The following is a 23268-nucleotide window of genomic DNA, read 5'->3' as shown; positions in this document are numbered from 1 at the left end:
GCCGCGCGGCAGGTCAAGGCGCGCCGCCCGCTCACGTGCGGACGTACGGATCGTACAGCTTACGGTACTCTTCCATGGCGTAGCGGTCGGTCATGCCTGCCAGATAGTCACAGACCGCGCGCTCCAGACCGTGCTTCTTCTCGACTTCGCGTACGCTGGGCGGCAGCATGGCCGGACGCTTGCAGTAGGCTTCGAAGAGCGTCCGGAGAAAATGCTCGGCTTTGTGTACCTGACGCACCACGCGGTGGTGGTTGTAGAGATGCGCGAACAAGAAGCGCTTGAGGTCGCTCAGCAGCGCGCGCGCCTCGTCTGTCTGACCAATCAGGGGAGCCTCGACACGCCGCACGTCACCCAGCGTCGTGACCCCGTAGTACTCGATGCGCCGGTGGCTTTCCTGAATCAGGTCGTTGATCATCCAGCCCAGCAATTCCCGAATCACGATGCGGCGTTGTTTTTCGTCGAAGTGGTCAGGGTCGAGGTTTAGCTCTTCTATGAACTTGTCCCACAGCGCCAGCCCCCGCAGATCGCGCGGCGTGATCAGGCCGCTGCGCAGACCGTCGTCGAGGTCGTGTGCGTTGTAGGCCGTCTCATCGGCGACGTTGGCGATTTGTGCTTCCAGGCTGGGACGCCAGCTCGGCTCGTAGTCGGGAATGTCGCTTGTTTCCTCCTGATCGAAGAGGGTTTCGTGTTTGACAATGCCTTCGAGCGTTTCCCAGGTCAGATTCAGGCCAGGAAAACCCTCGTACCGGTTTTCGATCTGGGTCACGATGCGCAGGCTTTGCCGGTTGTGCTCAAAGCCGCCGTGTTCGCGCATCAGGCCGTTCAGGATGCGTTCGCCCGCGTGCCCGAACGGTGGGTGGCCCAGATCGTGTGCCAGCGCGATGGTTTCGGCCAGCGTCTCGTTGAGCCCGAGGGCCAGCGCGACCGAGCGGGCCACCTGGGTAACTTCGAGCGTGTGGGTCAGACGGGTGCGGTAGTAGTCGCCCTGATAGTTCACGAAAACCTGGGTTTTGTACTCCAGGCGCCGAAACGCTGTGGTGTGCAGCACGCGGTCGCGGTCTTTCTGGTAGGGACTGCGGTGCGCACTCTCGCCTTCCGGGTAGCGCCGACCACGCGATTCGTCCGAGAAGGTCGCGTATGGCGCAAGGGTGGCGCGTTCGCGCTGCAGCAGCATGTCACGGGAAACCAGCATGAATTCAGCCTAGCAACCGTTGGTGCCGGGCGTGCCATTCGGTTGTCGTCAGCGTTGCCCGGCGTTGTGGTCCGCCAGCAGGCGCAGGATCTCCTGTCGACCCGGCATGCTGGGCTGGGCACCCGCGCGTGTGCATGTCAGCGCCGCGCCCGCGCTGGCAGCCTGAAGCGCTTCGGGCAGCGCCGCGCCCTGGGCGAGCCAGGTGCTCATGACCCCGACAAAAGTATCACCCGCACCGGTCGTGTCGATCACCTTGACGGGATAGGCCGGAATGCGGTGTGTTTTCTGTCCGGAGCGGGCAAAGCAGCCCCGTGCACCCAGCGTGACGACCACGGTGCCGGGTCCCCGCGCGAGCACGGCGGCCGTCAGCTCTTCGAGGTCGCCGTCGGTGCAAACAGCGCCTTGTAGCGCCCGCAATTCGCCTTCATTGACGATCAGAATATCCACGCATGCCAGCAGCGCGGTGTCCAGTGCACAGGCGGGGGCGGCGTTCAGAACGACCTGAACGCCTGCCGCGCGGGCGGCGCTCGCGTAGGCGCTGACCGTTTCCAGTGGAATTTCGAGTTGCAGCAGCAGATGGGTGGCCTCGTGTAGCTCTGGCAGGTCGCCGGGGCGCAGGTAATTGTTGGCGCCCGGCGCGACGGTGATGGCGTTCTCGCCGTTTTCCGCGACGCTGATATACGCCGCGCCCGTGGGAGCAGCGACACGCCGGACGTGACGGGTGTCCACGGCACTGTCGGAAAGCGAGCCCAGCAGCATGTCGGCAAAAGCGTCATTGCCCAGCGCGCCCAGAAAAGCCACCTTGCCACCCGCGCGCGCGGCGGCGACGGCCTGGTTGGCGCCCTTGCCGCCCGGCATGAGGACCGTGTCGCTTCCCAATACCGTTTCGCCGGGCGCCGCGATGTGCGGAACACGCACCACGAAGTCGAGATTGGCCGAACCGGCAGTCAGAATCATGACGACAGTGAAAGGCGTTCGTGCGGCGCTGTCAAGCCGTTTCCCAAAAGGCGCTGCGGCCGGACAGTATTTGATGCTCCAGCGAAGAGCCCGCCGGGTGGGGCGGGCTTTTCAGTTCAGGGCGGGCAGATAAAAGCCGCACTGCTACACGCTGAGGTTTTTGGCGCAGCGGTACAGATCGCGGTTGAGGTCCTTGCGTTTTTCCCAGGTTTCGCTGAGCGGTGTGAAGACGATCTCGCCGTTCATGCGCCCTGCCATGACGTCCGTGCGGCCCTCGATCAGGCCGTGCACGGCCGCTTCGCCCAGCCGTGAGGCCAGAATCCGATCGCTCGAGACTGGCGTACCACCGCGCTGGATGTGCCCGAGAATGCTCACACGGGTGTCAAAACCGGTGCCTTCCTCGATGGCGGCCGCGACACCCAGCGCGCCGCCCGGATAGCCTTCGGCCACGATGATGATGGAAGAGGCCTTACCCTTGGAGACACTCTGCTGCACGATCTCCACCACGCTCGAAACGTGCTTTTCCTCTTCGGGCAAAAAGACCTCTTCGGCGCCGCCCGCGACCGCGACGTCCAGGGCGATGTGTCCGGCGTGGCGGCCCATCACCTCCACCACGAAGATCCGCTCGTGGCTGGCGGCGGTGTCGCGCAGTTTGTCGACGGCGTCCAGGGCCGTTTCGACGGCGGTGAAGTAACCGATGGTGTGGTCGGTGCCGTAGAGGTCGTTGTCGATGGTGCCGGGCACGCCGATCACGTTGATGCCGTGCTCCTGATACAGATAGTGGGCACCGTGGAAACTGCCGTCACCGCCGATGACGACCAGACCATCGACGCCCCACTCGCGCAGGAACGCCGCGCCCTGTGCCCGTCCCTCGGGGCTGCGCCAGGTGTGCGAGCGGGCGGTGAGCAGAATCGTACCGCCGCGCTGAATGGTATTGGCGACATCTCGCGCTCCGAGCAGACGCATGTCTCCCTGATGAAGACCCTGAAAGCCACGCCGGACGCCCACGACTTCCTGGCCGTAGCCGGCGGCGGTGCGAACGACGGCGCGTACGGCAGCGTTCATGCCGGGCGCGTCGCCACCGCTGGTCAGAACTGCAATTCGCTTCATGACAGTTTTCTCCTGAGATCACGTGGGTACACCGCGCGGGCCGTCACGGCCTGAAAGACTTTGCCTGGGTTACGCTCCGGACGGCGCTGCGCCCGTTGGTTCGTCCGGGTTGGTGACGGCCAGCGACAACGCATAAGCGTCATTCTTACGCAAACCGGCGGCGACCAGCAATTGCCGTATATCCCGGCTCGATTTTCCTTCGCGCGCCCACTGCCGGGCCAGCGCATGAAAATCGGCGCTGGGAGTGTTGGACTGCTGCGACGGTTCTGGAGCGCCTTCGATCACCACAACGATTTCCCCACGGGCGCCGGACGAGAAGACCTGCGCGAGTTCACCCAAAGTGCCGCGCCGGGTTTCTTCGTGCAGCTTGCTGAGTTCGCGCGTGACGCTGCCCCGCCGGGCCTCGCCGCACACGCCCGTCAGGTCACCCAGGGTCGCTGCAAGCCGGTGGGGACTTTCGTACAGGATGCTGGTTTCCTGCCGTCGCGCCAGCGCACTGAGCCGCTCGCGGCGTTCCCGCCCGCTGCGCGGCAGGAAGCCTTCGAAAGTGAAGCGCGCAGTCGAGAGACCGGAGAGGACCAGGGCCGGCACAAACGCAGTGGCGCCTGGCAACACCTCGGCCGTCCCGCCGAGTGAAAGGGCCAGCGTCAGGAGCTCTGCCCCCGGATCACTGATGCCGGGTGTTCCCGCATCCGAGACGTAGGCAAGCCTCGGGTACTTCTCGAGGGTGCCGGGTGCCCGGTCGCGCAGGGTATGGGCATCGAGCCGCACGAGTGGCTTGTGAATACCGAGGTACCGCAGCAGCGCGCCTGAGCGGCGGGTATCCTCACAGGCCACGGCATCGGCCGTCTTCAGCACCTCGATGGCGCGCAAGGTCAGGTCGCCCAGATTGCCGACCGGAGTGGGCACCAGGGTCACGTGCGGCAGGGCAGGGCCTGTCATTCCCGCGCGAAAATTTCCGGAGTGACGTCCGCGCCCTCGGGCGCCTCGAAACCCAATCCGGGTGCGGCGGGCTTGAGGCGAATCTTGACGCGTTTGGGGCGCCGCAAGGCGCTGGCAATCTTGGCGCGCAGCAACTCGGCTTCACCGACCGTCACGGTCACGACCGTTCCTTCGGGCAGACGGACGCCCTGCAACTCCACCACACCGTTGACGACCACACCCCGATAGGCCCTCATGCGAGGCTCCCCACGAAACAGGTGCCATTGCGCTGGGCACCGGAACGTTGGCGGGCGCGCTTGTGTAAACTGCTGGGCCTGACGCCCTGTAGGTAAGTGCCGATCATGCTTCCCTCCGCTGCCGCCGTTCTGTTCGCGTGAGCGCTTCTTTCAAGGACAGGATCTCGCTTTCGCGTGCGCCGCCCAACTGGGCGTAACGGTCAATCATTTCGCTTGCTTCACGCCGCCGCCCCAACTGCAGCAGCACGGCGCCGACATGCTCACCCTCCACAAAAAACGCACGAGGGTTGAACGGGTCCTGCTCGATCTGCTTTTTGACGGTGGCCAGCCGCTCGAGCTGCGAGCGGTGTGTGGTGACACGTGCGCGAATGCTCGCCACCGCAAAGCCGAACGCAGCCAGGACGAACAGCGTGGTTGTAGTGGTCGAGCGCGCGACCCCGTAATCGGCTGCCAGGCGAACGAGCAGCGGAAAGACGAAGGCGAGAACCATCAGCACGGCGAGGGTCGCCGCGTAATTCATCGCTTCCTCCTGGCTGCGCTGTATCTCGCGCGCATTGCGGAACGCACACCATGTCCTGCGAGTGTCCGTGCCGTCCACATGACTTTCAGTGTACCTGCTCCGCCGCCGCTGGAAAGGGAACCGCTCCCGCAGCCTAAGCCGGGTTCAAGGGCGTGTGAATGCCGTTTCTTGTGCTGGCAGGTCCCACCGCCGTCAAAGGATGGGCAGATTTCCCGGGCCTGCCGGCGCGGACGGCGCTTCGCTGACACCGGGATTTCTGTCGGAGCAACCGTCTGTGTGGGTGAAGTGGAAAGGCTTTATGCTGCATGACAGATGCCGCCGTTCGTGCCCTCGACCTGTTCCTGGCCACAATGTTCCTGGCCACAAGGTTGGTCAACGGCATGAAGCTGCACCTGATCACCGTGGGTGAGCCGAAGCTGGCATACGCCCGTCTGGGCTGGGACGAGTACGCAACGCGGCTGAAGCGTTACCGCAAATTACGCTTCACGCACCTGCCGAACAGTACTCCCGAGCGCGAGGGCCAGGCCATCATGCGATTTGCTGGCAATGCGCCACTGATGGCCCTCGATCCACGAGGCCAGCAGTTCACCTCACCCGAACTCGCCGCTTACCTGGAGCGGCTGGCCCTGGGTGGCGTCGGAGAACTGGCTTTGTGTGTCGGGGGCCCTGACGGTCTTTCCGATGAAGTGCGCGCCGGGGCAAAGGTGCTGTGGAGTTTGTCCACACTGACCTTTCCGCACGATCTGGCAATGGTGGTGGTGCTGGAAGCGCTGTACCGGGCTTCTTCGATCAGCAAAGGGGAGCCCTACCACCGCTAGGGTGATAAAAGAAGCTCCCGCGCAGGCGCGGGAGCTTCTTTGGTGAGTGTATTACTGGCCCATGCGGACAGAGGGATCGCGGCTGACCGAGACGATGGTCAGGCCGTACTTCTGTTCGACGCGGAGCATGACGCGCTCGCCGTTGCGTTCGAGCATCAGCACGCGGGCCCCGTTGGGATCGGTGGTGACGAAGCTGGCGATGTCAGCTTCGGTGGCGCTGGCCGTGGCCGCGCCGGATGCGGTGGTATCCGTGCCGGTCGTGCCGGTCGCAGCGGTATCAGTGGTCGTACCCGTCGTGCCCGTCGTGCCAGTGGTGCCCGTGGTGCCCATCGTACCAGTAGTGCCAGTGGTGCCCGTCGTGCCAGTGGTACCGGTCGTGCCGGTAGTACCGGTGGTACCAGTGGTGCCCGTCGTACCCGTGGTGCCCGTCGTACCAGTGGTACCGGTGGTACCCGTCGTACCGGTGGTGCCCGTCGTGCCAGTGGTGCCCGTGGTACCAGTACCCGTGGTGCCCGTGGTTCCAGTGGTACCGGTCGTGCCCGTACCGGTGGTGCCCGTGGTTCCAGTGGTACCGGTAGTACCCGTCGTACCAGTGGTACCGGTCGCAGCGGTATCAGTGGTCGTACCCGTCGTACCCGTCGTACCCGTCGTGCCCGTCGTACCCGTGGTGCCCGTCGTACCAGTAGTACCAGTGGTGCCCGTCGTACCGGTAGTGCCAGTGGTACCGGTCGCAGCGGTATCAGTGGTCGTGCCCGTTGCGGCTGTATCGGTCGTCGTGTCGGTCGCAGCGGTGTCCGTCGTTGCGGTGTCAGCGGCGGTTGCGGCGGTGGTCGGCGTCCAGCCCTGGGCTTGCAGTGCGGAGAAGTACTGCACGATGGCGTCACTCACGTTGCCTTGGTAGACAACGCCGGCGCCGAGCACTGTCTGGAATTCACGGATGGGCGTTGCACCCGGCAGGTGGGGCAGCAGCAACTGTCCCGAGGGCAGCGTCACGGCGGTTTGCCCGCTCAGTTGTGCACCCGCAGTGGAGGTGGCGGGGGTGCTCTGTGTACCGGTCTGTGCAAGAGCGACCGAGCCCAGGCTCAGGGCCAGGGCAGCAGTCAGGATGGTCCAGCGTGTTTGCTTTGTCATAATAATCCTCCTGTGCGTTGGGGCAGACACGGGCGTCGCCACGACATGACGGGCGTTCCCGGAGCGCCTCTAAGGGGCAGCGTAGGCGACAGGCATGTGGACTTCGGGATAAGGATGGCAATTTGGCTTTTGATAGTGCTCATTTGATTCGCATGTTGAGCGTCGATTTTTTGAGTTAGTGTTAATAAAAGTTAAGTAGCGTAGTGTTTTGCCATATTATCTCAGGTTTGTTCCCTGGAACTTGAAGTTGTAATGCATTCTTGTCACCCTGTTAAACCCAATCGTGGAACCATATCGATAAACAATGGATCTAAAAAGAGATCTAGCCAGAACATTTTTACTTCTGTGCATGGTATGAGCCACAACATCGATGTTGTGCTGCAGGCACCAAACTCCTGGAAGCATCTGATTGGCTTGTCTCGCTGCAATGCACTGCAGACTGACAGCCCTTGAACCTGAAATGGTGCCTGCGCAGCAAAAACGCTCGATTCGGTCTGAACTGAATGCCCGCCTGGGGTTCGCAGAACAGGCCCCAAAGCATTTCGGGGCCTGAGGCGTGGTTGACAGAGCCAACGGCAGTACCTGTCGTGTCACGCCAACGATGTCTTGGTGCCAGATCAGGAATCCGGTCGGGGGTCGCGGACGGTCAGGATCGGAATGAGCGATTCACGCACTACTCTTTCGGCCACCGAGCCCAGAAAGAAGTGCTCCAGTCCCCGCCGCCCGTGTGTACCCATGACAATCAGATCGGCCTGCCAGGCCTGTGCGCCCTGCAGGATTCCCCGCACCGGATCGCCGCTCAGCATTTCGTGTTCTTCGCCGCTGAGCGTCTCCTGCTGCAGACGTGTCTCGTCGGCGCGCCCCAGATCCTGCTGAATGTCACTGGGAGGCGGAACGGGCACCATGCCGCCGGTGGTGAAGTCGGGAACGGCCATGGCCCGGGAATCGAGGACGTGCAGCAATTTCAGGCGTGCTCCGGGAAAGTTGCGGCGCGCGACGTCCAGGGCGCGCTGTGCGCTGGGCGAAAAATCGGTGGCGACCAGAATCCGTTCAAACATCATCGACCTCCGAAGGCAACGTAAGCCGCCCGGATGAGCGGCATGAGGGAATACCCTAAATTATGAGTTGAGCATCAAGTGCGTTCGGCGGCCAGTTTGAGCATTCGGGCGTACACCAATGCTGTGGCTCGGGCGTCTTCCAGAGCGTCATGCGCTTCGTAACGAACATCGAAGTGTGCGGCCAGGTCTTCGAGGCGGCTGGATTGGAGACGGGGTAAGGCGCCCGTGTGCATCAAAAAATGCGCGATTACCTTGGTATCGATCACGCCGCCCAGCACCACTTCGTTCCACGAGGGAAGCAAAGCGCGCAGAAAACGCAGATCGAAGCTCACGTTGTGCCCACCGACCATCACTCGCTTTTTGCGCCGGTATTGCAGGTAGGCGTGCAGCTCATGGGCGGCGTGCTCACGCTCGGCTGCCTGCCCGTGGTGACTTTGCAGGTCGATACGGTTGATTTCCAGTGCCTCGGCTTCGACACGGTAGGGGGTGTCACGTACTTTCAGCAACGTCGGACGGCTCAGTTCTCCAGTGCGGGTATCGAGCGTCACCAGTCCGACCGTCAGCAGCGAGTGCCGCTCGGGGTCGAGGCCGCCTGTCTCCACGTCCACGAACACGATCGAAGCCATACCGTATGCTGCTGCAGGTCACATGAAACCAGCCTTCAGGTCAAGAAACGCTGAGGACGCCCCCGGCCGCAGCGCTGCTCAGGCGTGATGCGGTGGTGCTGGCACCTGAGTGGGTCTGCGGAAGGGAAACGACGCGCTTTTGTGCCTTCCCGACGAAGGCCGAGTCTGACGTGAAGCTGATCTGAGCGTGAAATTTGTCGGAATGGCCTACTCACGCCCTCAAGTTGAGAAACGTGTTTACTGTCTTTAGGCGCAGAGCCGAATTGATCACCAATTAGAAGTGCACTTGAAAAAGGCCCCAATTATTGAGGGGCCATTTTTTTATTGGGATGGAGTTCGCCTGCCCAATACGTTCAAGACGCGTGGTTTGTCTCGATCAGGGCGCAAAAGCCCGCGAGAACCCTTCGCTATACTCCAAGACATGTATCAGGCGGTCATCGGACTTGAAGTGCACCTGCAGCTCAACACGCGCACGAAGATGTTTTCGGCTTGCGCGGCGGATTACTTCGGTCACGAACCGAATTCTTTCACCGACCCCCTCACGATGGGTCTGCCGGGAACACTGCCGGTCATCAACCGCCGCGCCGTCGAATTGGCGTTGATGTTCGGTCTGGCCCTCAACTGCGAAGTCGAGGGTTTCACGCAGTTTCACCGCAAGAATTACTTCTACCCTGACGCGCCCAAGAACTACCAGATTTCGCAGTACGACCGGCCCATCGCGCGTCACGGCTTCCTGATGGTGGGTGGCGAACGCGTGGGGATCCGCCGGGCGCATTTGGAAGACGACGCCGGAAAGCTGATTCACCCGATGTACGCGCCGTACTCGCTGCTGGACCTCAACCGCGCCGGGATGCCCCTCATCGAAATGGTGACCGAGCCCGACATTCGCTCCCCCGAGCAGGCCCGCGAGTTTCTGAATCTCGTGCGTGCCATCGCGCAGGCGCTGGGTGTCTCGGACGCCAACCCTGAAGAAGGCAAGATGCGCTGCGACGTGAATGTCAGCTTGCACCGACCGGGTGAGCCCTGGGGCACCAAGGTCGAAGTCAAGAACCTCAACTCCTTTAAAAGCGTCGGGCGTTCGCTGGAGTACGAAATCGCCCGCCAGACGCGCGTATTGCAGGACGGTGGACGCGTCACCCAGGACACCATGGGCTGGGACGAAGGTGGTGGACGCACGTTCGTGATGCGCACGAAGGAAGGAGAAGCCGACTACCGCTACTTCCCTGAGCCTGATCTGCCGCCGCTCAACATCACCCGCGAGTGGGTCGAGCGCGTTCGGGCGCGCATGGGAGAGCTGCCTGCACAGAAACGCGCGCGTTTCGTGGCGGCAGGCATCAAGGACGCCGACGCCGAGACGCTCAGCCTGAGCGTCTCGCACAGCCGTTTTCTGGACGACGCCATGACGACAGGGGCCGACGCGCAGAAGCTCGCCAACTGGCTGCTCGGTGACGTGTCCGGCTGGCTGGCGGCGCGTGATCTGGAGTTGAGCGCAAGTGCGCTGACGCCCGCGAACCTTGCTGCGCTCGTGAAGCTGATCGACGCCGGAACCATCAGTGGCCGCATTGCCAAGGACCTCCTGCCCGAGGTGATGGCCGGCGTGGCGCCCGAAAGACTCGTGAATGAGCGTGGCCTGGCCGTCGTGACCGACACGGACGCCATCGAGGCGGCAGTCGAGAAGATCATGGCGGCCAGTCCCGAGGTGGTGGAGCGGGTGCGGGGTGGAAACGCCAAGGCCGTCAACGCTTTGTTTGGACCGATCATGAAAGAGCTGGGCGGCAAGGCCCAGCCGGAACTCGTGCGCGACGTGCTTTTGCGCAAGCTGAGCGAGAACCAGGCGCCCGCGTGAGCCTGAAGGCGCCGCCGGGCCAGGCCGCGCGTCTGGCCCTTCAGGTGGCCCTCGGGTTGCAGTCTGCGCTGATATTGTACGCGCTGGCCTCGCTGGCGCTCGATCCCCTCAACGCCTTTTCACTCTGGACGGCGGTGGCGAGCGGGCTGTCGGCGCTGTTGCTGGGGTCTCAGCGTGCCTTGCTGCGTGAACTGTTTCTGGGGAGGGGAATTGAGGAATTCGATGAGCGGCTGCGCCGTTTTCGCGCACTTTTTCCCTGGGTGCTCGGCATGGGGGCGGCGCAACTGCTGCTGCTGACCCTGTTGTTTCTCGCCGACCCCGTGCGTGACGGTGCGCAGCATCCTGTTGCGACACTGCTCTTCATCGTGGCCGGAGGGGCCTCACTGTACGCCTCGCTGGGAACGTTTCGGGCGCTCGCGCGCGGTTTCACTTCTCCCCAAGACCTCGGGGTGCGCGCGGGGCTGCAGGAGTGGCTGGTGCGCAACATCATTGCCGGTGGGGTGTTTTTTCTGATGAACCTTGCCACCTCCTTGCAGCTGGAAGGATCGTGGAGCTGGCCGCGCCTGCTGCCCAGTGCACTGTACGTGGTCCTGGGAGTGCTCGATGTGGCGCTGCCGTTTCTGACACGTCAGGCGCTGGGGCTGAAGCGACCGTGAACGGCTGTGTACACGTCGGGCTCGAACTTCGCGCCCGGTGCAAGATAAAGTGAGGCCGAACGTCCGGTCCGCCTCTGTCGGATTCGGGACGGCAATTCAAGGAGGGTATTGTGCTCGTTACTGGCTCTGACATTCTGGTTCCCGCCCGCGCAGGCAAGTACGGTGTTGGTTCGTTCAACACCAACAACATGGAGATCACGCAGGCCATCATCGGCACCGCCGAGAAGCTGCGCAGTCCGGTGATGGTGCAGATCAGCGAGGGCGCGCTGAAGTACGGCGGCAAGGATCTGGTGAACATCACCATCGACCTCGCGACGCGCGCAAGTGTCCCGGTGGCGATTCACCTCGACCACGGCTCCAGCTACGAAAGCGCCCTGAACGCCATTCGTCTGGGCTTCACCAGCGTGATGATCGACGCCTCGCATCACGGCTTCGAGGAAAACGCCCACGAAACCCGCCGGGTGGTCGAGGCCGCGCACGCCATGGGCGTCACGGTCGAGGCCGAAATCGGCCGTCTGGGCGGCATCGAGGAGCACATCGTGGTCTCCGAGGAAGACGCCTTCCTGACCAACCCCGAGGAAGCGCAGCGCTTTGTGGACGCGACGGGCGTCGACTACCTCGCGATTGCCATCGGTACCTCGCACGGCGCCTACAAGGGCAAGGGGCGTCCTTTCATCGATCACGCGCGCATCGAGAAGTGCTCACAGCTGATGCCCATTCCGCTCGTCGCGCACGGTTCGAGCGGCGTGCCCACCAGCATCGTCGAGCGCCTTCGCGCCGCGGGCGGTGAGATCGGTGAGGCACACGGCATCGCCGACGAGGATCTGCAGCAGGCCACCCAGCACGGCATCGCCAAGGTCAATGTCGATACCGATTTGCGCCTTGCCATGACGGTCGGCATTCGTGAAGCGCTGCAGAAAAACCCCAAGGAATTCGATCCCCGCAAGATTCTCGGTCCGGCCCGCGACCTGATGGCCGAGATGGTCGAGCTGAAGATGCGGGTGCTCGGCAGCGTTGGTAAAGCCTGACCAGCGCATTTCGGGTGGGAACTGACAGTTCAGTCAGTTCCCACTTTGTTCTGCCGGGCGGTCCGTGTGGAGTGGTAAGAAAGTGGAGTGGTAAGAAAACTGTCAGTTGTCAGACGCTAGGGTGCAGAGAAGAAACTGACGCTTCCCTGATGTCTCGCTTGAAGGCGTGATAGACGCGCCTACAGGATTTCTCACGCGCTCCGGGTATGCTCAACCTCGCCACGATGATCTCGTTCCCACGTCTTTCCCGCCTTCTTCCGACGCTGTTGTGCGGCGGTCTGCTCAGCCTGGCATTGGCCCAGGGTGACCTGCGAGCGCGATTGCTGGCCTTCATGCCCGACAATGGACAGGTGGCCGAAGTGATGGTCTGGACGCCTGATCCGCAGATCATGGCCATCAAGGAACGCATCCGACAGGCTTCGCAGCAAGATCCCCGCTGGTTTCGTGAGTATGCAGCCGAGCACGGAGCGGACTCACCACCCTGGCATCCCAAATTCGGTGTCAGCGAAGGCGAATACCAGCGGAGCCTGTCGCCTGACTGGGTGCGGCTGGAACGAACCGGCAAGACCGTGCGGCTGCTGGTGGTCAAGACCGGGAACCGCGTGACCTTTCAGGGCGGGGTGGGTGCCGAGGCGCTGCGCGGTCTGAGCCTCGACGTGGCCAGCGGTGAACTGAGAACAGCCGAAGGATTCACTGCCAGACCACGTACGGTGAACGTCGCGGCAAAGGACGACCACCTGGGTCTGGGCGCCCGTAGGGGCTGGAGCTGGCAGATCGAGGATGTCAATCTGCGCACCCGGACGGCTGTCATTGCCAATCTGGGCCTGCAGCAGCTGTCGAATGGCGGGGTGCTGCTGGCGTACAACCGCGGAAGCACCGTGGACGGCAAGCGCCAGCCAGAAGTCAGCCTCGCGCTGATCTACGACAAAAAAGTCGACGTCTCCAAACGGTAGTAGTCCTCAGCCGCGAAGCGTCCGGTGCAGCATGGCGAAACAGGTGCCACTCACACGGCGTTTTCGCGGTGTCTGCAGGTTCCTTCGAGCAGACAGACCCGGATGGAAAAGGGGACAGCAGGCTCCTGCGTATCATCAGCGCAGGCTTCGCGTCCACCAAGGCCACAATCCACGCCTGGTGGCGCAATCTCAGGTGAGTTCGACGCGCTGACCTGAGCAGCGCTCGAAACGAAGAGCAGAAGTGAAAGCAGGATAGCTCGTGACATAAGGGCCTCATCGACAGTGTGAGGGTGGGCTGAGTTTTTTGCTGTGAAGCCTTCAACATCCGCACCAGAAATGAGCTGAGCCTGAAGGCAAGGCTGGTTGGCCGTGAGCCGCTCAGGCACCACACGACGTAGGATCAGGCGTGTGGATTTCATGGCGTGTCCTGGAAGGCCAGATCGAGCTGAACGAACTTCCTTCTTTCCATCGTGCGTTTCTTCGCTGGCGTGGTGTCGAGGGAAGTGACGACATGCCGCTGCGTCGGGTGCAGCAGCGGGTCGAGGCCGAGCTGAACCGCCTGGTGCAAATCGGGCAGGCCCGCCGGGAAAGTGGAGACTGGGAGATTCACGCCGAAGCGCTTGCCGGTTTTGACGCGGCCGCACCTTACCTTTGATCAACCAGGCGCGGGCGGGCCAGCAGCAAGGTGCCTGCGCCCCAGCAGCTTCCCAGCAGCCACAGGGTGAAAGCCACAGGGGGCAGGCTCATGGACGCCGCGAACAGGCTCAGGCCCAGCACGGCGCCCAGCACATCCGGTTCGGGCACCTTGAAACGGCGCACGATCAGCCGTCCGGCGTCGTACAAAGTGACGCTCAGTCCGACGCTGAAGGCCAGCAACAGCAGCGCCCCACCCATGAAGGCGGGAACCAGAAAACCGCTGAGCGCGCCGTAGACCAATGGAGGCACGGCCAGCGAAAAGGCCAGCGTTCCCATCGCCAGCGTGCGCAGCGGCGCATGACGCTGTGCGCGCGCCAGCTGCGGAGCAACGCCGCTCAGGAACATCAGCAGCGTGATGGCGCCGAGGGCCGCGAGGTAGATGCGCGGCCATGCCGCGCCGCTGACCCACTCGAGCAGCGGTAAGAACGCACTCGCCGTGCCCAGGGCGGGCAGCGGCTTGCTGCTCACGGTCGGACGCTCGCCGGCGCCCTCGACTTCTCCCAGCAGGGCGCTGGTATGACCTTTGACTCTCGCTTGCGGAGACCGGTGCACGTCACCCAGGAAAGCCACCGCCTCGCCCGCCACCCGCGCTCCCGCTTTCAGAATGATATTTCCCCCGATGGCAATCACGTTGCCGTTCACCGTGCCGCTCACCACCACGTCTCCACCGACGCGCACAAGGTCCTGCCCCGCCCGGCCCGCGAACAGGCCGACTGCCGACGGCAGGGCCAGCATCAATGACAGCACGAAGGCCAGTGAACCACCCCGCTGCACGGCCGGCGTCGGTCGCCACGTCACCAGTGCACTCGTGACGAGCAACAGCGCAAATCCCAGAAATACCAGCGGAGAGAGCTGACCCAGCAATTCACGCAGCACCGTCGCGCCTGCCGTGAGGTTCGGCCACGCAAACGAGACCGTGAGGGCCACGAACGCTGCCACGAGGGCGCCCACCAGCACGAGGGGCGCCGGGTTATGACGCGCCGCGCGGTGAATGCGCGCCGCCACCAGGGGAGCCAGGCTGGCGGGCAGCTGCTCGCGCGGCAAGGTCTGCAGGGTCACCGCGATTTCCGCATACGTATCCTCGGCGATGCGGTCCGTTACGCGGGCAGCGACGCTTTCGGGCACGGGGGCGTGTGCGCCAAGCGCGGCGCGCAGTGAGATTTCCTGCGCAATTTCACGGGCCAGAAAGGGTGGCGGACTGACGCGCGGCAGCGCGTACAGCGACGCGTGCACCTGCTTGAGCCGTTCGAACTCGGCACGCACGTCGCCGTGTGACAAAGCCGTATCGAGGGCCTGACGCTCTTCGGTCGTCAGCTTCCCATCGAGCGCCTTGTGCATCAGGTTTCGCGTGCTGCTGTTCACGGCGTCACACCTTCCTCAATCCACATCCACCACTCCACCAAGCAGGCCGGAGAGCATTTCCTTGGCCCGAAAGACCCGGCTTTTGGCAGTGCCCACCGCGCAACCTTGCAACTGCGCAATCTCGTCGTACGAGAGGTCCTCGACGAAACGCAGCACCACCGCCTCGCGGTACTCCAGCGGCAGCTCGGTCAGGGCGCGCTGAACACGCTCGGCCGCGTCCACGCTCTCGGCCGCCTGCACGGGCGAGCGGTGGTGAGACACTGCCTCGAAGCCCACCTCCTCGGACGCTTCCTCGATCGAGAATCGTGGAAGCTGCTTGCGGCGGTGACGTTCGATCTGGGTATTGCGGGCAATCTGATAAAGCCACGGCAGAACGCGCTCCCCGGCCCGAAAGGTCGCAATCGAGCGCCACGCCCGGTAGAACACTTCCTGTGTGAGGTCGAGTGCCTCGTCCTTGTTGCCCTCGAGCCGGAAGAGGTAATTGTACATGCGCCCTTCGTGTGTGCTGATAAAAGCGTGCCACGCGCCTTCGTCGCCGGCCCGCAGTTCGGCGAGCAGTTCGTGGGTCAGAACCTCGGCTTGCGGCACGCTTTTCATTACGTCACCTCGGGAAAAAAGTTCCGGCACCTGGGCCAGTCTTTTCAATGTACCCGACGCGTGTAGTTAACGTGAGCGCACTTGTGTGCGCAGCGGCGTGCAGATTGCAGTCACGGGAACGTGACTGCCGGATTTTCCTCCGGCTGGCCGCTGCTGTGGAGTTTCCGTTCGCAGCTTGCTCTATTCTGAGCTGCGAATGTCCGTTCCCGATCTGCTGCGGCCGCTGTTGCCCGATCTGTCCATTGGCGGCGTGCTGGGCTTCTGTGCGGGTTTTGCCATCAAGAAAGTCGGGCGTGTCATGATCTTCGCGTTGGGCGCATTATTCGTAATCGTGCAACTGCTGGCCTACTTCGGCTTTCTGAGCGTCAACTGGGGCCGGGTGCAACTGATCGCCGAACCCTGGCTCAAAGAAGGTGCCCAGCAGGGTTCGGCGTGGCTGCTGGACGTCCTGCGCGCCAACTTGCCCTTTGGTGGCGCCTTCGTGGCCGGACTGATGCTCGGACTGCGCACCAGGTAAAGCGCCACACAAAACAGGAGCGCCGGGTGAGGACACACCTCACCCGGCGCTCCTGACCGCTTACTCTTCTTCGTCGAGGTCACCGCCGTGCACGTGACCGTGCTCGAGTTCCTCGCTTGTCGCGTCGCGGATGCCCTTCACGCTGACCTGAAAGTCCAGCGTTTCTCCGGCCAGGGGTGGGTTGAAGTCCACGCGCACGCCCTCGGGCAGCACTTCGATCACGGTGAGGGGCGTGATGGAGCCGTCCTCACTCTGGGCGTAGTAGCTCGCGCCGACCTCGACGTCGTCCTCGAAGTCCTCGCGGGGCAGCACCTGCACGTTTTCCTCGTCGCGCTCGCCGTAGCCTTCCTCGGGAGGCACGGTGACCTGCAGTGAATCACCGACCTGCTTGCCTTCCAGGGCGCGCTCCAGGCCGGGAATGATGTTGCTGTGCCCGTGCAGGTACACCAGCGGCTCGCCGGGTTCACTCTCGTCCACGATCTCGCCACCGACCCGCAAAACGTATTCCAGCTCAACCACTTTGTTTTCTGTAATTTTCATGATGTCTCCTGTGATTCCCGAGGCGCTCAAACGCATTTCGGCGTCGTGGACGCGCTTTTTCCTATCCGTGTGGACAGCAAAGACGAGGTAGGCTCAAGTGTAACACGGGTGTTTCGGCCCCCACCACTTCATCATCTGAACGAGGTAAACTGAAAAACTGCGGCCAGGAAGGTGAACCCGCCTTGGCCAAAACTCAACGAAACAGCGCCGCGCCCTGAAGGGATGCGGCCTCGGCGCGCGAAGCTTCGACTCGGCCTCGCGCGGCACCGAAAGGAGTCTTATGACCATCAATGTTCATGTCGGCGTGCCCGGACCACGGGCGGCCGTGGCCCTCAGCCGCTTCGCCTGGAAGCGCTTGGAGGGGTGTCATGCATAAAGTCGCCATCGTCGGTCGTCCCAACGTCGGAAAATCCAGCCTGTTCAACCGCCTGATCGGACGCCGCGAAGCGGTCGTCGCCGACTTTCCCGGCGTCACCCGCGACGTCAAGGAAGGCGTGATGCTCTACGAGAACCACCGCATCGTCCTGATGGACACCGGGGGCCTGTGGAGCGGTGACGAGTGGGAAGCGCCCATTCGTGAAAAAGCCGAGATGGCCATGGAAGACGCCCTGGCGGTCATCTTCGTGTGCGATCCGCGTGAGGGCCTGTCTGCCGCCGATTACGAGGTCGCCGACTGGCTGCGCCGCCTGAACCTGCCGGTGGTGCTGGTCGCCAACAAGATCGACTCACTCAAGCACGATGTCTACCTGGCCGAACTGTGGGGCCTGGGGTTTGGTGAGCCCCTGCCCGTCAGCGCCGAGCACGCGCGCGGTCTCGATGACCTGATGGACCGTGTGGTGTCGCACCTGCCCGAGGACGACGAGGACGTCTCGGAAATCGCCCCTATCCGGATTTCCCTGATCGGGCGGCCCAATGTGGGCAAGAGCAGCCTGCTCAACGCCATCACCGGCAGCGAGCGCGTGATCGTCGCCGACCAGCCGGGCACCACCCGCGACAGCGTCGACGTGGACTTCGATTACGCCGGGCAGCGTTTCGTGCTGGTGGACACCGCTGGCATTCGCAAGCGGCCCGACAGCGCCATCGAGGAGTACGCGATGATGCGCAGCGAGGCCGCCATCAAGCGCAGCGACATCATCTGGCTGGTCGTGAACGCCGGAGAACTCGGCGACCACGAACTCAAGCTCGCCAACCTGGCGTACGACAGCGGCAAGCCGGTGATCGTGGTGGTCAACAAGTGGGACCTGGTGCCCGACGAGGAGATCAAGCGCACCACCCGCGACCTCGACATCAAGCTCAACCACATTCACTTCGCGCCGCGCGCCTATACGAGCGCCATCAACGACTATGGTATTCACGACATGCTGGCCGAGGCCATGAAGCTCTACGCCAAGTGGCAGTCGCGCATCGCCACCGCCGACCTCAACCGGATGCTCGAAATCTGGCAGGTCAAGCAGCGGGTGCCGAACTTCAACGGCAAGCCGCTCAAGATGTACTTCATGACGCAGGTCGAGACTGCGCCGCCCAACTTCGTGATCTTCTGCAACCGGGCGGATTTCGTGACGCGCGCCTACGAAAACTTCCTGCTCAACCGCATCCGCGAGGACCTTGACCTTCCCGGCATCCCCGTGAAGCTCACCTGGCGTGAAAAAGGGCCTTACAAAGGCAAAAAGAGCAAGACAAAAGAAGAAGAAGTCCAGAAGTGACCCCCGCCCCGCAGGTGCGGGGCTTTTTTTGCCGTACCGAGGGTGAGGAAAGGCCCGAGCAGTGCCGAGGAAAGTGGGGGCGTGGGCGAACTCTTTTGGATTGAGTACAATACCCCCAACCCATCCGCTCACCCCAGGCGCTCGCGCGTCGCCTTTTCCCTTTCCTGCCGGAGGATTTTATGCAAAGCACCATGATGGACGTGCAGCTCAACATGCCGTACCTGCTGGAGTACGTGAACCGCCGCTTTCCGGGTAACACTGTCACGACCCTGCTGCCCGTCGGTGTGGACGCTGAAGGCAAGCCCGTGCCGGGACGCCATCAGTACACCTACCGCGACATGTACCGCCGGGCGCGGCAACTCGCGGGCGCCCTCCGGGCGGCCGGTCTACAAAGCGGTGACCGGGTGGCGACCATCGGCACCAACACCTACCGCCACCTGGAAGCCTACTTCGGCGTGCCCTCGGCCGGGCTGGTGCTGCACACCGTCAACATCCGCCTGCATCCCGAGCAGATCGTCTACATCATCAACCACGCCCAGGACCGCGTGCTCTTGATTGACAACGTTCTGGCGAGATTGCTGCCGGCCATTTTGCCGCACTGTCCCACCCTGGAAAAAGTCGTGATCATGGGCCCGACTCCGCAGGCCGTGCCGGGGACCCTTGATTACGACAGCTGGATCGCCGAGCAGGACGAAGGCGCCTTCGTGTACCCCGAGATCGACGAGCGCAGCGCGCTTGGCATGTGCTACACCAGCGGCACCACCGGCAATCCCAAAGGTGTGGTGTATTCGCACCGCTCGACCGTGCTGCACAGTCTGGCGGTCAGTCTGCCCAGCGGTCTGACCCTCAGCCCCAGCGACACGGTGCTGCCGGTGGTGCCGATGTTTCACGTGATGGCCTGGGGTTACCCTTGGGCGGTGCCGCTCACGGGCGCCAACCTCGCACTGGCCAGCGTCTTCAGCGACGGCCCCACCCTCGCGAAGTTCATGCAAGACGAGCGCGTCACCGGCACGGCGGGGGTGCCGACCATCTGGCTGGGCCTGCTCAGCGAGCTGCAGCGTGCCCAGGCAGCCGGAACGCCCTACGACCTGAGCGCCATGAAGGCCCTGGTGGTGGGCGGCAGCGCGGCGCCCGAGGGCATGATCCGCGCGTTCGATCAGCTGGGCCTGACCATTCTGCACGCCTGGGGCATGACCGAAACGAGCCCGTTCGGCACCGCTTCACACCTGCCCACCCACGTCGATCCCAGAAGCGACGATGGTTACCGCCTGCGCGCCAAGCAGGGCATCGCGCCTTTCATGGTCGACTTGTGCCTCGTCGATGACGACGGCAAGCTTCTTCCGCACGATGGGCGCAGTCTGGGACGTCTGCTGGTGCGCGGTCCCTGGGTGAGCGGCCATTACTATCAGAACGCCGAAGCGAGCGAGGCCAACACCATTTACCTCGACGGACCTTTTGGCCGGACGCAGTGGTTCGACACGGGGGACATCGCCACCATCGACGAATACGGCTACATGACCATTGCCGACCGCGCCAAGGACCTGGTCAAGTCGGGCGGGGAATGGATTTCCAGCGTGGACCTCGAAAATGCCCTGATGTCCCACCCGGCCGTCTCGATGGCCGCCGTGATCGCCGTGGGCCACCCCAAGTGGGACGAGCGTCCCATGGCCGTGGTCGTCAAAAAAGAAGGCGCCGAGGTCACGCCCGAAGAGCTGCACGCCTGGCTCGAACCGCGCTTTGCCAAATGGTGGCTGCCCGACGCCTACGAGTTCGTGGAGAGCATTCCGCTGGGCTCGACCGGGAAGTTCATGAAGCGTGAACTGCGTGAGCAGTTCAAGGACTACCAGCTGCCCGCCCTGGCGTAGACCACACCCGTTGCGCGAAGGGGCACACTGGAAGCATGTGCCCCTTCGTTCTTTGCCGTTCGGTCCCTGGCGCGTGAGCGGCCTGATCTGGCTGGCCCTCGATGGAGTCGGGCATCCCCTGGACGCCCCCGACCACAGCCCCTGGAACACCGCGCTACCGACGTTGCGACCCCTGATCGACGCCGGGCAGGCTTTGGACGCGCACCTGCACACCGAGGGCCTGCCACAGTCCGCCACCGGGCAGACGAGCTGGCTTACCGGTGAAAACGCCGCCCGGGTCATGAAGGGCCATTACGGTCCCCGTCCTGGCCCGACCCTGCGCGCCATGCTGGAGCGCAGCCTGCCCGTCCGTCTGACGCGGGCGGGCGGGCGGACCGAACTGCTTAATTTTTATCCTTCCGCGTACTTCGAGCGGACCCGCCCCCCCACGCGCAACCCGTACGGATGTTTTCCGTGGAGCGTGCTGCAGGCCGGTCGGACGCTCAATCCGGCCGGGTTTCCGCTCGTTGCGCCGACCCTGGGATTAACCTTCGAAGCACCGCACGCGCCGACGACCGGCCTCGACCACCTCCGTACGCTCGGCGAAGCGCTCGGCCACGCGGCACTGCAGGCCGACCTGCTGATTCTCGACTTGTGGTTTTCGGACTTTCTGGGCCACGCCGGCGGGCCGGGCGAGCGATCCGAACTGCACGCGGCCGCCCGCGCCTACCTGACGCGCCTGGACGCGTTGCTCGAAGGCCTGTCGCAGACCGGAGCACGGCTGGTCGTCACGTCTGACCACGGCAACTTCGAGAATCTGGGCATCAAGACCCATACCCACGCCCGCGTGCCGTTTGCCGGTGCGGGCGTGGAGCTGCCCGCCGCGGACGGCATCACCGAGGGAGCGCAGGCCATCGCCGGGCTGCTGGGGCTCTAGAATGAACAGGTGACCGATTCCACGCCGCAAAAGCTGCTGGCCCTCGATGTCAGCAAAAATCGCATCGGCTTTGCGGTGAACGTCGGGAACCTGGCCTTCGGACGTGGCTCGCTGGAGCGCAAGAAGCACGCCCGCGATATCAACGCGGTGCTGGCCCGCATGCGGGCCGAGGGAGCCGAGGCACTCGTACTGGGCTTGCCGCTGCGCACGGACGGGCAGCCTTCACCGGTCGCGCAGCGCGTGCGTTCGTTCGGTTACGATCTGGTCAAGGCGGGCGTGCGCGTGTACTACCAGGACGAGCGCTTCACGACACGACGTGCACGCGAGCTGGGCGCGCAGGACCTCGATGAGGCGGCCGCCGTGCAGATTCTGGAGCTGTTTTTGCAGCGCGGCGGATAAACCGAAGGACGAGGAAAGCAGGAGGAACGCGCGTTCCTCCTGCTTTCCTCGTGAAAGTTCAGCTGTTCTTTTCAACCACGTAGGCGCGTTCGATTCGGTCAGGAGTGCCAGGGTAGCCCGGCTGAATACGCGTGAGCTTGTCGAGAATGTCCAGACCCTCGATGACGCGGCCGAACACCGTATGACGACCGTCGAGGTGTGGAGTCGGGCCGAAGGTAATGAACAGCTGCGAGCCGTTGGTCCGCGGACCGGCGTTGGCCATGCTGAGCACGCCCTTCTGGTCGTGGCGCAGCTCGCGGGTGAACTCGTCCTCGAAACGGTAGCCGGGACCGCCCGTGCCAGTGCCGGTCGGGTCGCCCGTCTGTGCCATGAAGTCATGAATGACCCGGTGAAAGACGATGCCGTCGTAGTAATGATGACGAATCAGGTAAACGAAGCTGTTCACGGTGACCGGCGTCTGGTCTGGGGTGAGCTCCATCACCAGCCGGCCCTTGTTCGTTTCGAAAATTGCGAGGTAGGCCTTGCCGGGCTGGATACCCTGACCGAGTTCAGGCGCGCTGGCGAAACGCGTCTGGCGTTCTTCGCTCAGAAAGGGCGTCAGTTGATAACCTTCGGGAATGGTGTAGTCGCTCATCGTGTCAACCTTAACGCACAAGACGCCGCGCGTCATGCACAACAAGTGAAGCCGCCGGTTATGACCGGCGGCTTCTGGCGCAGGATTACTTGTTTTTGGTGACGATGTAGACGCTCTGCATCCGGTCGACTTCACCTTCGGCGGGCGCCTCGTACTTCTTGATCTGGTCGAGCACGTCCAGGCCCTGCACGACCTTGCCGAACACCGTGTACTGCCCGTCGAGGTTCGGAGCGGGCGCCAGGGTGATGTAGAACTGGCTGCCGCCCGAGTTGGGGTCCTGCGAGCGGGCCATGCCCAGCACACCTTTCTCGTCGAAGTTGTACTTGCGCCGGATTTCCAGCGGAATGCTGTAACCCGGTCCGCCCGTCCCCCAGGCATTGCGCTCGTTCTTGAGCGTGTTGGGGTCGCCACCCTGCACCACGAAGCCCTCGATCACCCGGTGAAAGGCCAGGCCGTCGTAAAACTTATGACGCGCCAGCCACACAAAGGAATTGACGGTGGTCGGCACGTCCTCGTGCAGGTCGATGACCATCTGGCCACGGTTGGTGTTCACGACTGCCGCGTAGTCCTGTCCTTCTTCGAGCTGAAAGTCAGGTTCTTCCTTGAAATCACGCTTCGGCTGCTCGCTGAGGTCGGGAACGCGCGTGTATCCCTGGGGCACCCCGGCTGCCGGGGGAGTCGCGCTGCTGGCCGGAGCGGACGCCTGTGAATTCGCGCCCTGGGCGGAAGCAGCGCCCTCTGCGCTGTCGGAGGCTGTTGCCGTTCCGGTGTCCTGGTTGCCCTCTGCCGGTGCCGAGGTGCTCTCGGTGCTGCTTTCCGTGGTGCCGGTGGCGCCCGTCGTGTCGCGGTCCTTGCAGCCGAGCAACAGCGCGGGCAACAAGGCGATCAACAGAAATTTTCTCACCCGAGCAGTCTAGCGCGCACGGCATGAAAAGCTCGCCCCGCTCCCATGAGCTGCTCTCGGGA

Annotated in this window: 25 protein-coding genes; 11 read left to right on the top strand and 14 right to left on the bottom strand. The window is 63.5% G+C overall.

The genetic code is table 11. The features are described 5' to 3' along the window. Positions 1-31 precede the first annotated feature (31 nt). The 6 genes from DEIPE_RS09185 to DEIPE_RS09160 all read right to left on the bottom strand — a co-directional run bounded on the left by DEIPE_RS09185 (position 32) and on the right by DEIPE_RS09160 (position 4957). Complete coding sequence (locus tag DEIPE_RS09185; RefSeq protein WP_425387731.1) at positions 32-1189, bottom strand: deoxyguanosinetriphosphate triphosphohydrolase; 1158 nt, start codon at positions 1187-1189, stop codon at positions 32-34. Between the two features lie 51 nt (positions 1190-1240). Next, a complete protein-coding gene (locus DEIPE_RS09180) occupies positions 1241-2149 on the bottom strand; it encodes a ribokinase (RefSeq protein WP_015235698.1) in 909 nt (302 codons plus the stop codon). Between the two features lie 144 nt (positions 2150-2293). Continuing rightward, a complete protein-coding gene (gene pfkA, locus DEIPE_RS09175) occupies positions 2294-3259 on the bottom strand; it encodes a 6-phosphofructokinase (RefSeq protein WP_015235697.1) in 966 nt (321 codons plus the stop codon). Positions 3260-3328: 69 nt separating this feature from the next. Then, the gene (gene rsmI / locus DEIPE_RS09170) at positions 3329-4201 is read right to left on the bottom strand and encodes a 16S rRNA (cytidine(1402)-2'-O)-methyltransferase (RefSeq protein ID WP_015235696.1); all 873 of its coding nucleotides are present in this window, start codon (positions 4199-4201) and stop codon (positions 3329-3331) included. Continuing rightward, entirely contained in the window at positions 4198-4437 is a 240-nt protein-coding gene (locus DEIPE_RS09165; RefSeq protein ID WP_015235695.1) for a hypothetical protein, read from the bottom strand. The genes rsmI and DEIPE_RS09165 overlap by 4 nt, the downstream gene beginning before the upstream one ends. 103 nt (positions 4438-4540) lie before the next feature. Beyond that, positions 4541-4957 (bottom strand): hypothetical protein, encoded by a 417-nt coding sequence (locus DEIPE_RS09160; RefSeq protein ID WP_015235693.1) that lies wholly within the window; start codon positions 4955-4957, stop codon positions 4541-4543. Between the two features lie 380 nt (positions 4958-5337). Between DEIPE_RS09160 and DEIPE_RS09155 the strand changes: the two genes are divergently transcribed. Next, entirely contained in the window at positions 5338-5775 is a 438-nt protein-coding gene (locus DEIPE_RS09155) for a 23S rRNA (pseudouridine(1915)-N(3))-methyltransferase RlmH (protein ID WP_041231355.1), read from the top strand. Between the two features lie 51 nt (positions 5776-5826). On the opposite strand, the gene DEIPE_RS23915 is transcribed toward DEIPE_RS09155, so the two are convergent. The 3 genes from DEIPE_RS23915 to DEIPE_RS09140 form a co-directional block, all read right to left on the bottom strand. Next, positions 5827-6906 (bottom strand): hypothetical protein, encoded by a 1080-nt coding sequence (locus DEIPE_RS23915; RefSeq protein ID WP_015235691.1) that lies wholly within the window; start codon positions 6904-6906, stop codon positions 5827-5829. Positions 6907-7523: 617 nt separating this feature from the next. Beyond that, positions 7524-7967 (bottom strand): universal stress protein, encoded by a 444-nt coding sequence (locus DEIPE_RS09145; protein ID WP_157448822.1) that lies wholly within the window; start codon positions 7965-7967, stop codon positions 7524-7526. 71 nt (positions 7968-8038) lie between these two features. Beyond that, positions 8039-8590 carry a 3'-5' exonuclease gene (locus DEIPE_RS09140; protein WP_015235689.1) on the bottom strand — a complete coding sequence of 184 codons (552 nt, stop codon included), beginning with the start codon at positions 8588-8590 and terminating at the stop codon, positions 8039-8041. A 421-nt stretch (positions 8591-9011) separates the two neighbouring features. Here DEIPE_RS09140 and gatB point away from each other — a divergent pair, with 421 nt between their 5' ends. The 5 genes from gatB to DEIPE_RS09115 all read left to right on the top strand — a co-directional run bounded on the left by gatB (position 9012) and on the right by DEIPE_RS09115 (position 13728). Further along, positions 9012-10436 (top strand): Asp-tRNA(Asn)/Glu-tRNA(Gln) amidotransferase subunit GatB, encoded by a 1425-nt coding sequence (gene gatB / locus DEIPE_RS09135; protein ID WP_015235688.1) that lies wholly within the window; start codon positions 9012-9014, stop codon positions 10434-10436. Beyond that, on the top strand, positions 10433-11092 hold the full coding sequence (locus DEIPE_RS09130) for a hypothetical protein (protein ID WP_015235687.1): 660 nt from the start codon (positions 10433-10435) through the stop codon (positions 11090-11092). The genes gatB and DEIPE_RS09130 overlap by 4 nt, the downstream gene beginning before the upstream one ends. Before the next feature lie 110 nt (positions 11093-11202). Beyond that, entirely contained in the window at positions 11203-12120 is a 918-nt protein-coding gene (gene fba / locus DEIPE_RS09125; protein ID WP_015235686.1) for a class II fructose-1,6-bisphosphate aldolase, read from the top strand. 224 nt (positions 12121-12344) lie between these two features. Next, positions 12345-13073, top strand: coding sequence for a hypothetical protein (locus DEIPE_RS09120; RefSeq protein ID WP_157448821.1), 729 nt, complete (start codon positions 12345-12347; stop codon positions 13071-13073). Positions 13074-13479: 406 nt separating this feature from the next. Then, complete coding sequence (locus DEIPE_RS09115) at positions 13480-13728, top strand: hypothetical protein (protein ID WP_015235684.1); 249 nt, start codon at positions 13480-13482, stop codon at positions 13726-13728. Here the strand turns inward: DEIPE_RS09115 and DEIPE_RS24470 are convergent. Both DEIPE_RS24470 and DEIPE_RS09105 read right to left on the bottom strand, forming a co-directional pair. Next, the gene (locus tag DEIPE_RS24470) at positions 13719-15131 is read right to left on the bottom strand and encodes a polymer-forming cytoskeletal protein (RefSeq protein WP_015235683.1); all 1413 of its coding nucleotides are present in this window, start codon (positions 15129-15131) and stop codon (positions 13719-13721) included. The genes DEIPE_RS09115 and DEIPE_RS24470 overlap by 10 nt on opposite strands. Before the next feature lie 15 nt (positions 15132-15146). Next, positions 15147-15728 carry an RNA polymerase sigma factor gene (locus DEIPE_RS09105; protein WP_015235682.1) on the bottom strand — a complete coding sequence of 194 codons (582 nt, stop codon included), beginning with the start codon at positions 15726-15728 and terminating at the stop codon, positions 15147-15149. 196 nt (positions 15729-15924) lie between these two features. Here DEIPE_RS09105 and DEIPE_RS09100 point away from each other — a divergent pair, with 196 nt between their 5' ends. Continuing rightward, on the top strand, positions 15925-16245 hold the full coding sequence (locus DEIPE_RS09100; RefSeq protein WP_015235681.1) for an FUN14 domain-containing protein: 321 nt from the start codon (positions 15925-15927) through the stop codon (positions 16243-16245). A gap of 60 nt (positions 16246-16305) precedes the next feature. Here the strand turns inward: DEIPE_RS09100 and DEIPE_RS09095 are convergent, their stop codons facing one another. Further along, a complete protein-coding gene (locus DEIPE_RS09095; protein ID WP_015235680.1) occupies positions 16306-16785 on the bottom strand; it encodes an FKBP-type peptidyl-prolyl cis-trans isomerase in 480 nt (159 codons plus the stop codon). Between the two features lie 368 nt (positions 16786-17153). On the opposite strand from DEIPE_RS09095, the gene der reads away from it, so the two are divergent. The 4 genes from der to DEIPE_RS09075 all read left to right on the top strand — a co-directional run bounded on the left by der (position 17154) and on the right by DEIPE_RS09075 (position 21668). Further along, positions 17154-18488, top strand: a complete 1335-nt coding sequence (gene der / locus DEIPE_RS09090) for a ribosome biogenesis GTPase Der (RefSeq protein WP_015235678.1) — start codon at positions 17154-17156, stop codon at positions 18486-18488. A gap of 179 nt (positions 18489-18667) precedes the next feature. Then, positions 18668-20353 carry a long-chain fatty acid--CoA ligase gene (locus DEIPE_RS09085; protein WP_015235677.1) on the top strand — a complete coding sequence of 562 codons (1686 nt, stop codon included), beginning with the start codon at positions 18668-18670 and terminating at the stop codon, positions 20351-20353. Between the two features lie 37 nt (positions 20354-20390). After that, positions 20391-21269, top strand: coding sequence for an AP superfamily protein (locus DEIPE_RS09080; protein WP_015235676.1), 879 nt, complete (start codon positions 20391-20393; stop codon positions 21267-21269). Positions 21270-21278: 9 nt separating this feature from the next. After that, positions 21279-21668: a RuvX/YqgF family protein gene (locus DEIPE_RS09075; RefSeq protein WP_015235675.1), complete on the top strand. Its 390-nt coding sequence runs from the start codon at positions 21279-21281 to the stop codon at positions 21666-21668. A 58-nt stretch (positions 21669-21726) separates the two neighbouring features. Here the strand turns inward: DEIPE_RS09075 and DEIPE_RS09070 are convergent, their stop codons facing one another. Further along, positions 21727-22302: a peptidylprolyl isomerase gene (locus DEIPE_RS09070; protein WP_041230805.1), complete on the bottom strand. Its 576-nt coding sequence runs from the start codon at positions 22300-22302 to the stop codon at positions 21727-21729. Between the two features lie 85 nt (positions 22303-22387). After that, a complete protein-coding gene (locus tag DEIPE_RS09065; RefSeq protein WP_015235673.1) occupies positions 22388-23206 on the bottom strand; it encodes a peptidylprolyl isomerase in 819 nt (272 codons plus the stop codon). Positions 23207-23268 lie beyond the last annotated feature (62 nt).

It is taken from the genome of Deinococcus peraridilitoris DSM 19664 (assembly GCF_000317835.1).
Classification (GTDB): domain Bacteria; phylum Deinococcota; class Deinococci; order Deinococcales; family Deinococcaceae; genus Deinococcus_A; species Deinococcus_A peraridilitoris.
This window is presented reverse-complemented; position numbering and strand designations above follow the sequence as displayed.

What these genes read in the sequence shown, in the direction of transcription:
- DEIPE_RS09180 (WP_015235698.1), bottom strand. Translation starts at nt 2,149, where the DNA reads ATGATTCTGACTGCCGGTTCGGCCAATCTCGACTTCGTGGTGCGTGTT.
- pfkA (WP_015235697.1), bottom strand. Translation starts at nt 3,259, where the DNA reads ATGAAGCGAATTGCAGTTCTGACCAGCGGTGGCGACGCGCCCGGCATG.
- rsmI (WP_015235696.1), bottom strand. Translation starts at nt 4,201, where the DNA reads ATGACAGGCCCTGCCCTGCCGCACGTGACCCTGGTGCCCACTCCGGTC.
- DEIPE_RS09165 (WP_015235695.1), bottom strand. Translation starts at nt 4,437, where the DNA reads ATGAGGGCCTATCGGGGTGTGGTCGTCAACGGTGTGGTGGAGTTGCAG.
- DEIPE_RS09160 (WP_015235693.1), bottom strand. Translation starts at nt 4,957, where the DNA reads ATGAATTACGCGGCGACCCTCGCCGTGCTGATGGTTCTCGCCTTCGTC.
- DEIPE_RS09155 (WP_041231355.1), top strand. Translation starts at nt 5,338, where the DNA reads ATGAAGCTGCACCTGATCACCGTGGGTGAGCCGAAGCTGGCATACGCC.
- DEIPE_RS23915 (WP_015235691.1), bottom strand. Translation starts at nt 6,906, where the DNA reads ATGACAAAGCAAACACGCTGGACCATCCTGACTGCTGCCCTGGCCCTG.
- DEIPE_RS09145 (WP_157448822.1), bottom strand. Translation starts at nt 7,967, where the DNA reads ATGATGTTTGAACGGATTCTGGTCGCCACCGATTTTTCGCCCAGCGCA.
- DEIPE_RS09140 (WP_015235689.1), bottom strand. Translation starts at nt 8,590, where the DNA reads ATGGCTTCGATCGTGTTCGTGGACGTGGAGACAGGCGGCCTCGACCCC.
- gatB (WP_015235688.1), top strand. Translation starts at nt 9,012, where the DNA reads ATGTATCAGGCGGTCATCGGACTTGAAGTGCACCTGCAGCTCAACACG.
- DEIPE_RS09120 (WP_157448821.1), top strand. Translation starts at nt 12,345, where the DNA reads ATGATCTCGTTCCCACGTCTTTCCCGCCTTCTTCCGACGCTGTTGTGC.
- DEIPE_RS09105 (WP_015235682.1), bottom strand. Translation starts at nt 15,728, where the DNA reads ATGAAAAGCGTGCCGCAAGCCGAGGTTCTGACCCACGAACTGCTCGCC.
- DEIPE_RS09100 (WP_015235681.1), top strand. Translation starts at nt 15,925, where the DNA reads ATGTCCGTTCCCGATCTGCTGCGGCCGCTGTTGCCCGATCTGTCCATT.
- DEIPE_RS09095 (WP_015235680.1), bottom strand. Translation starts at nt 16,785, where the DNA reads ATGAAAATTACAGAAAACAAAGTGGTTGAGCTGGAATACGTTTTGCGG.
- der (WP_015235678.1), top strand. Translation starts at nt 17,154, where the DNA reads ATGCATAAAGTCGCCATCGTCGGTCGTCCCAACGTCGGAAAATCCAGC.
- DEIPE_RS09085 (WP_015235677.1), top strand. Translation starts at nt 18,668, where the DNA reads ATGCAAAGCACCATGATGGACGTGCAGCTCAACATGCCGTACCTGCTG.
- DEIPE_RS09070 (WP_041230805.1), bottom strand. Translation starts at nt 22,302, where the DNA reads ATGAGCGACTACACCATTCCCGAAGGTTATCAACTGACGCCCTTTCTG.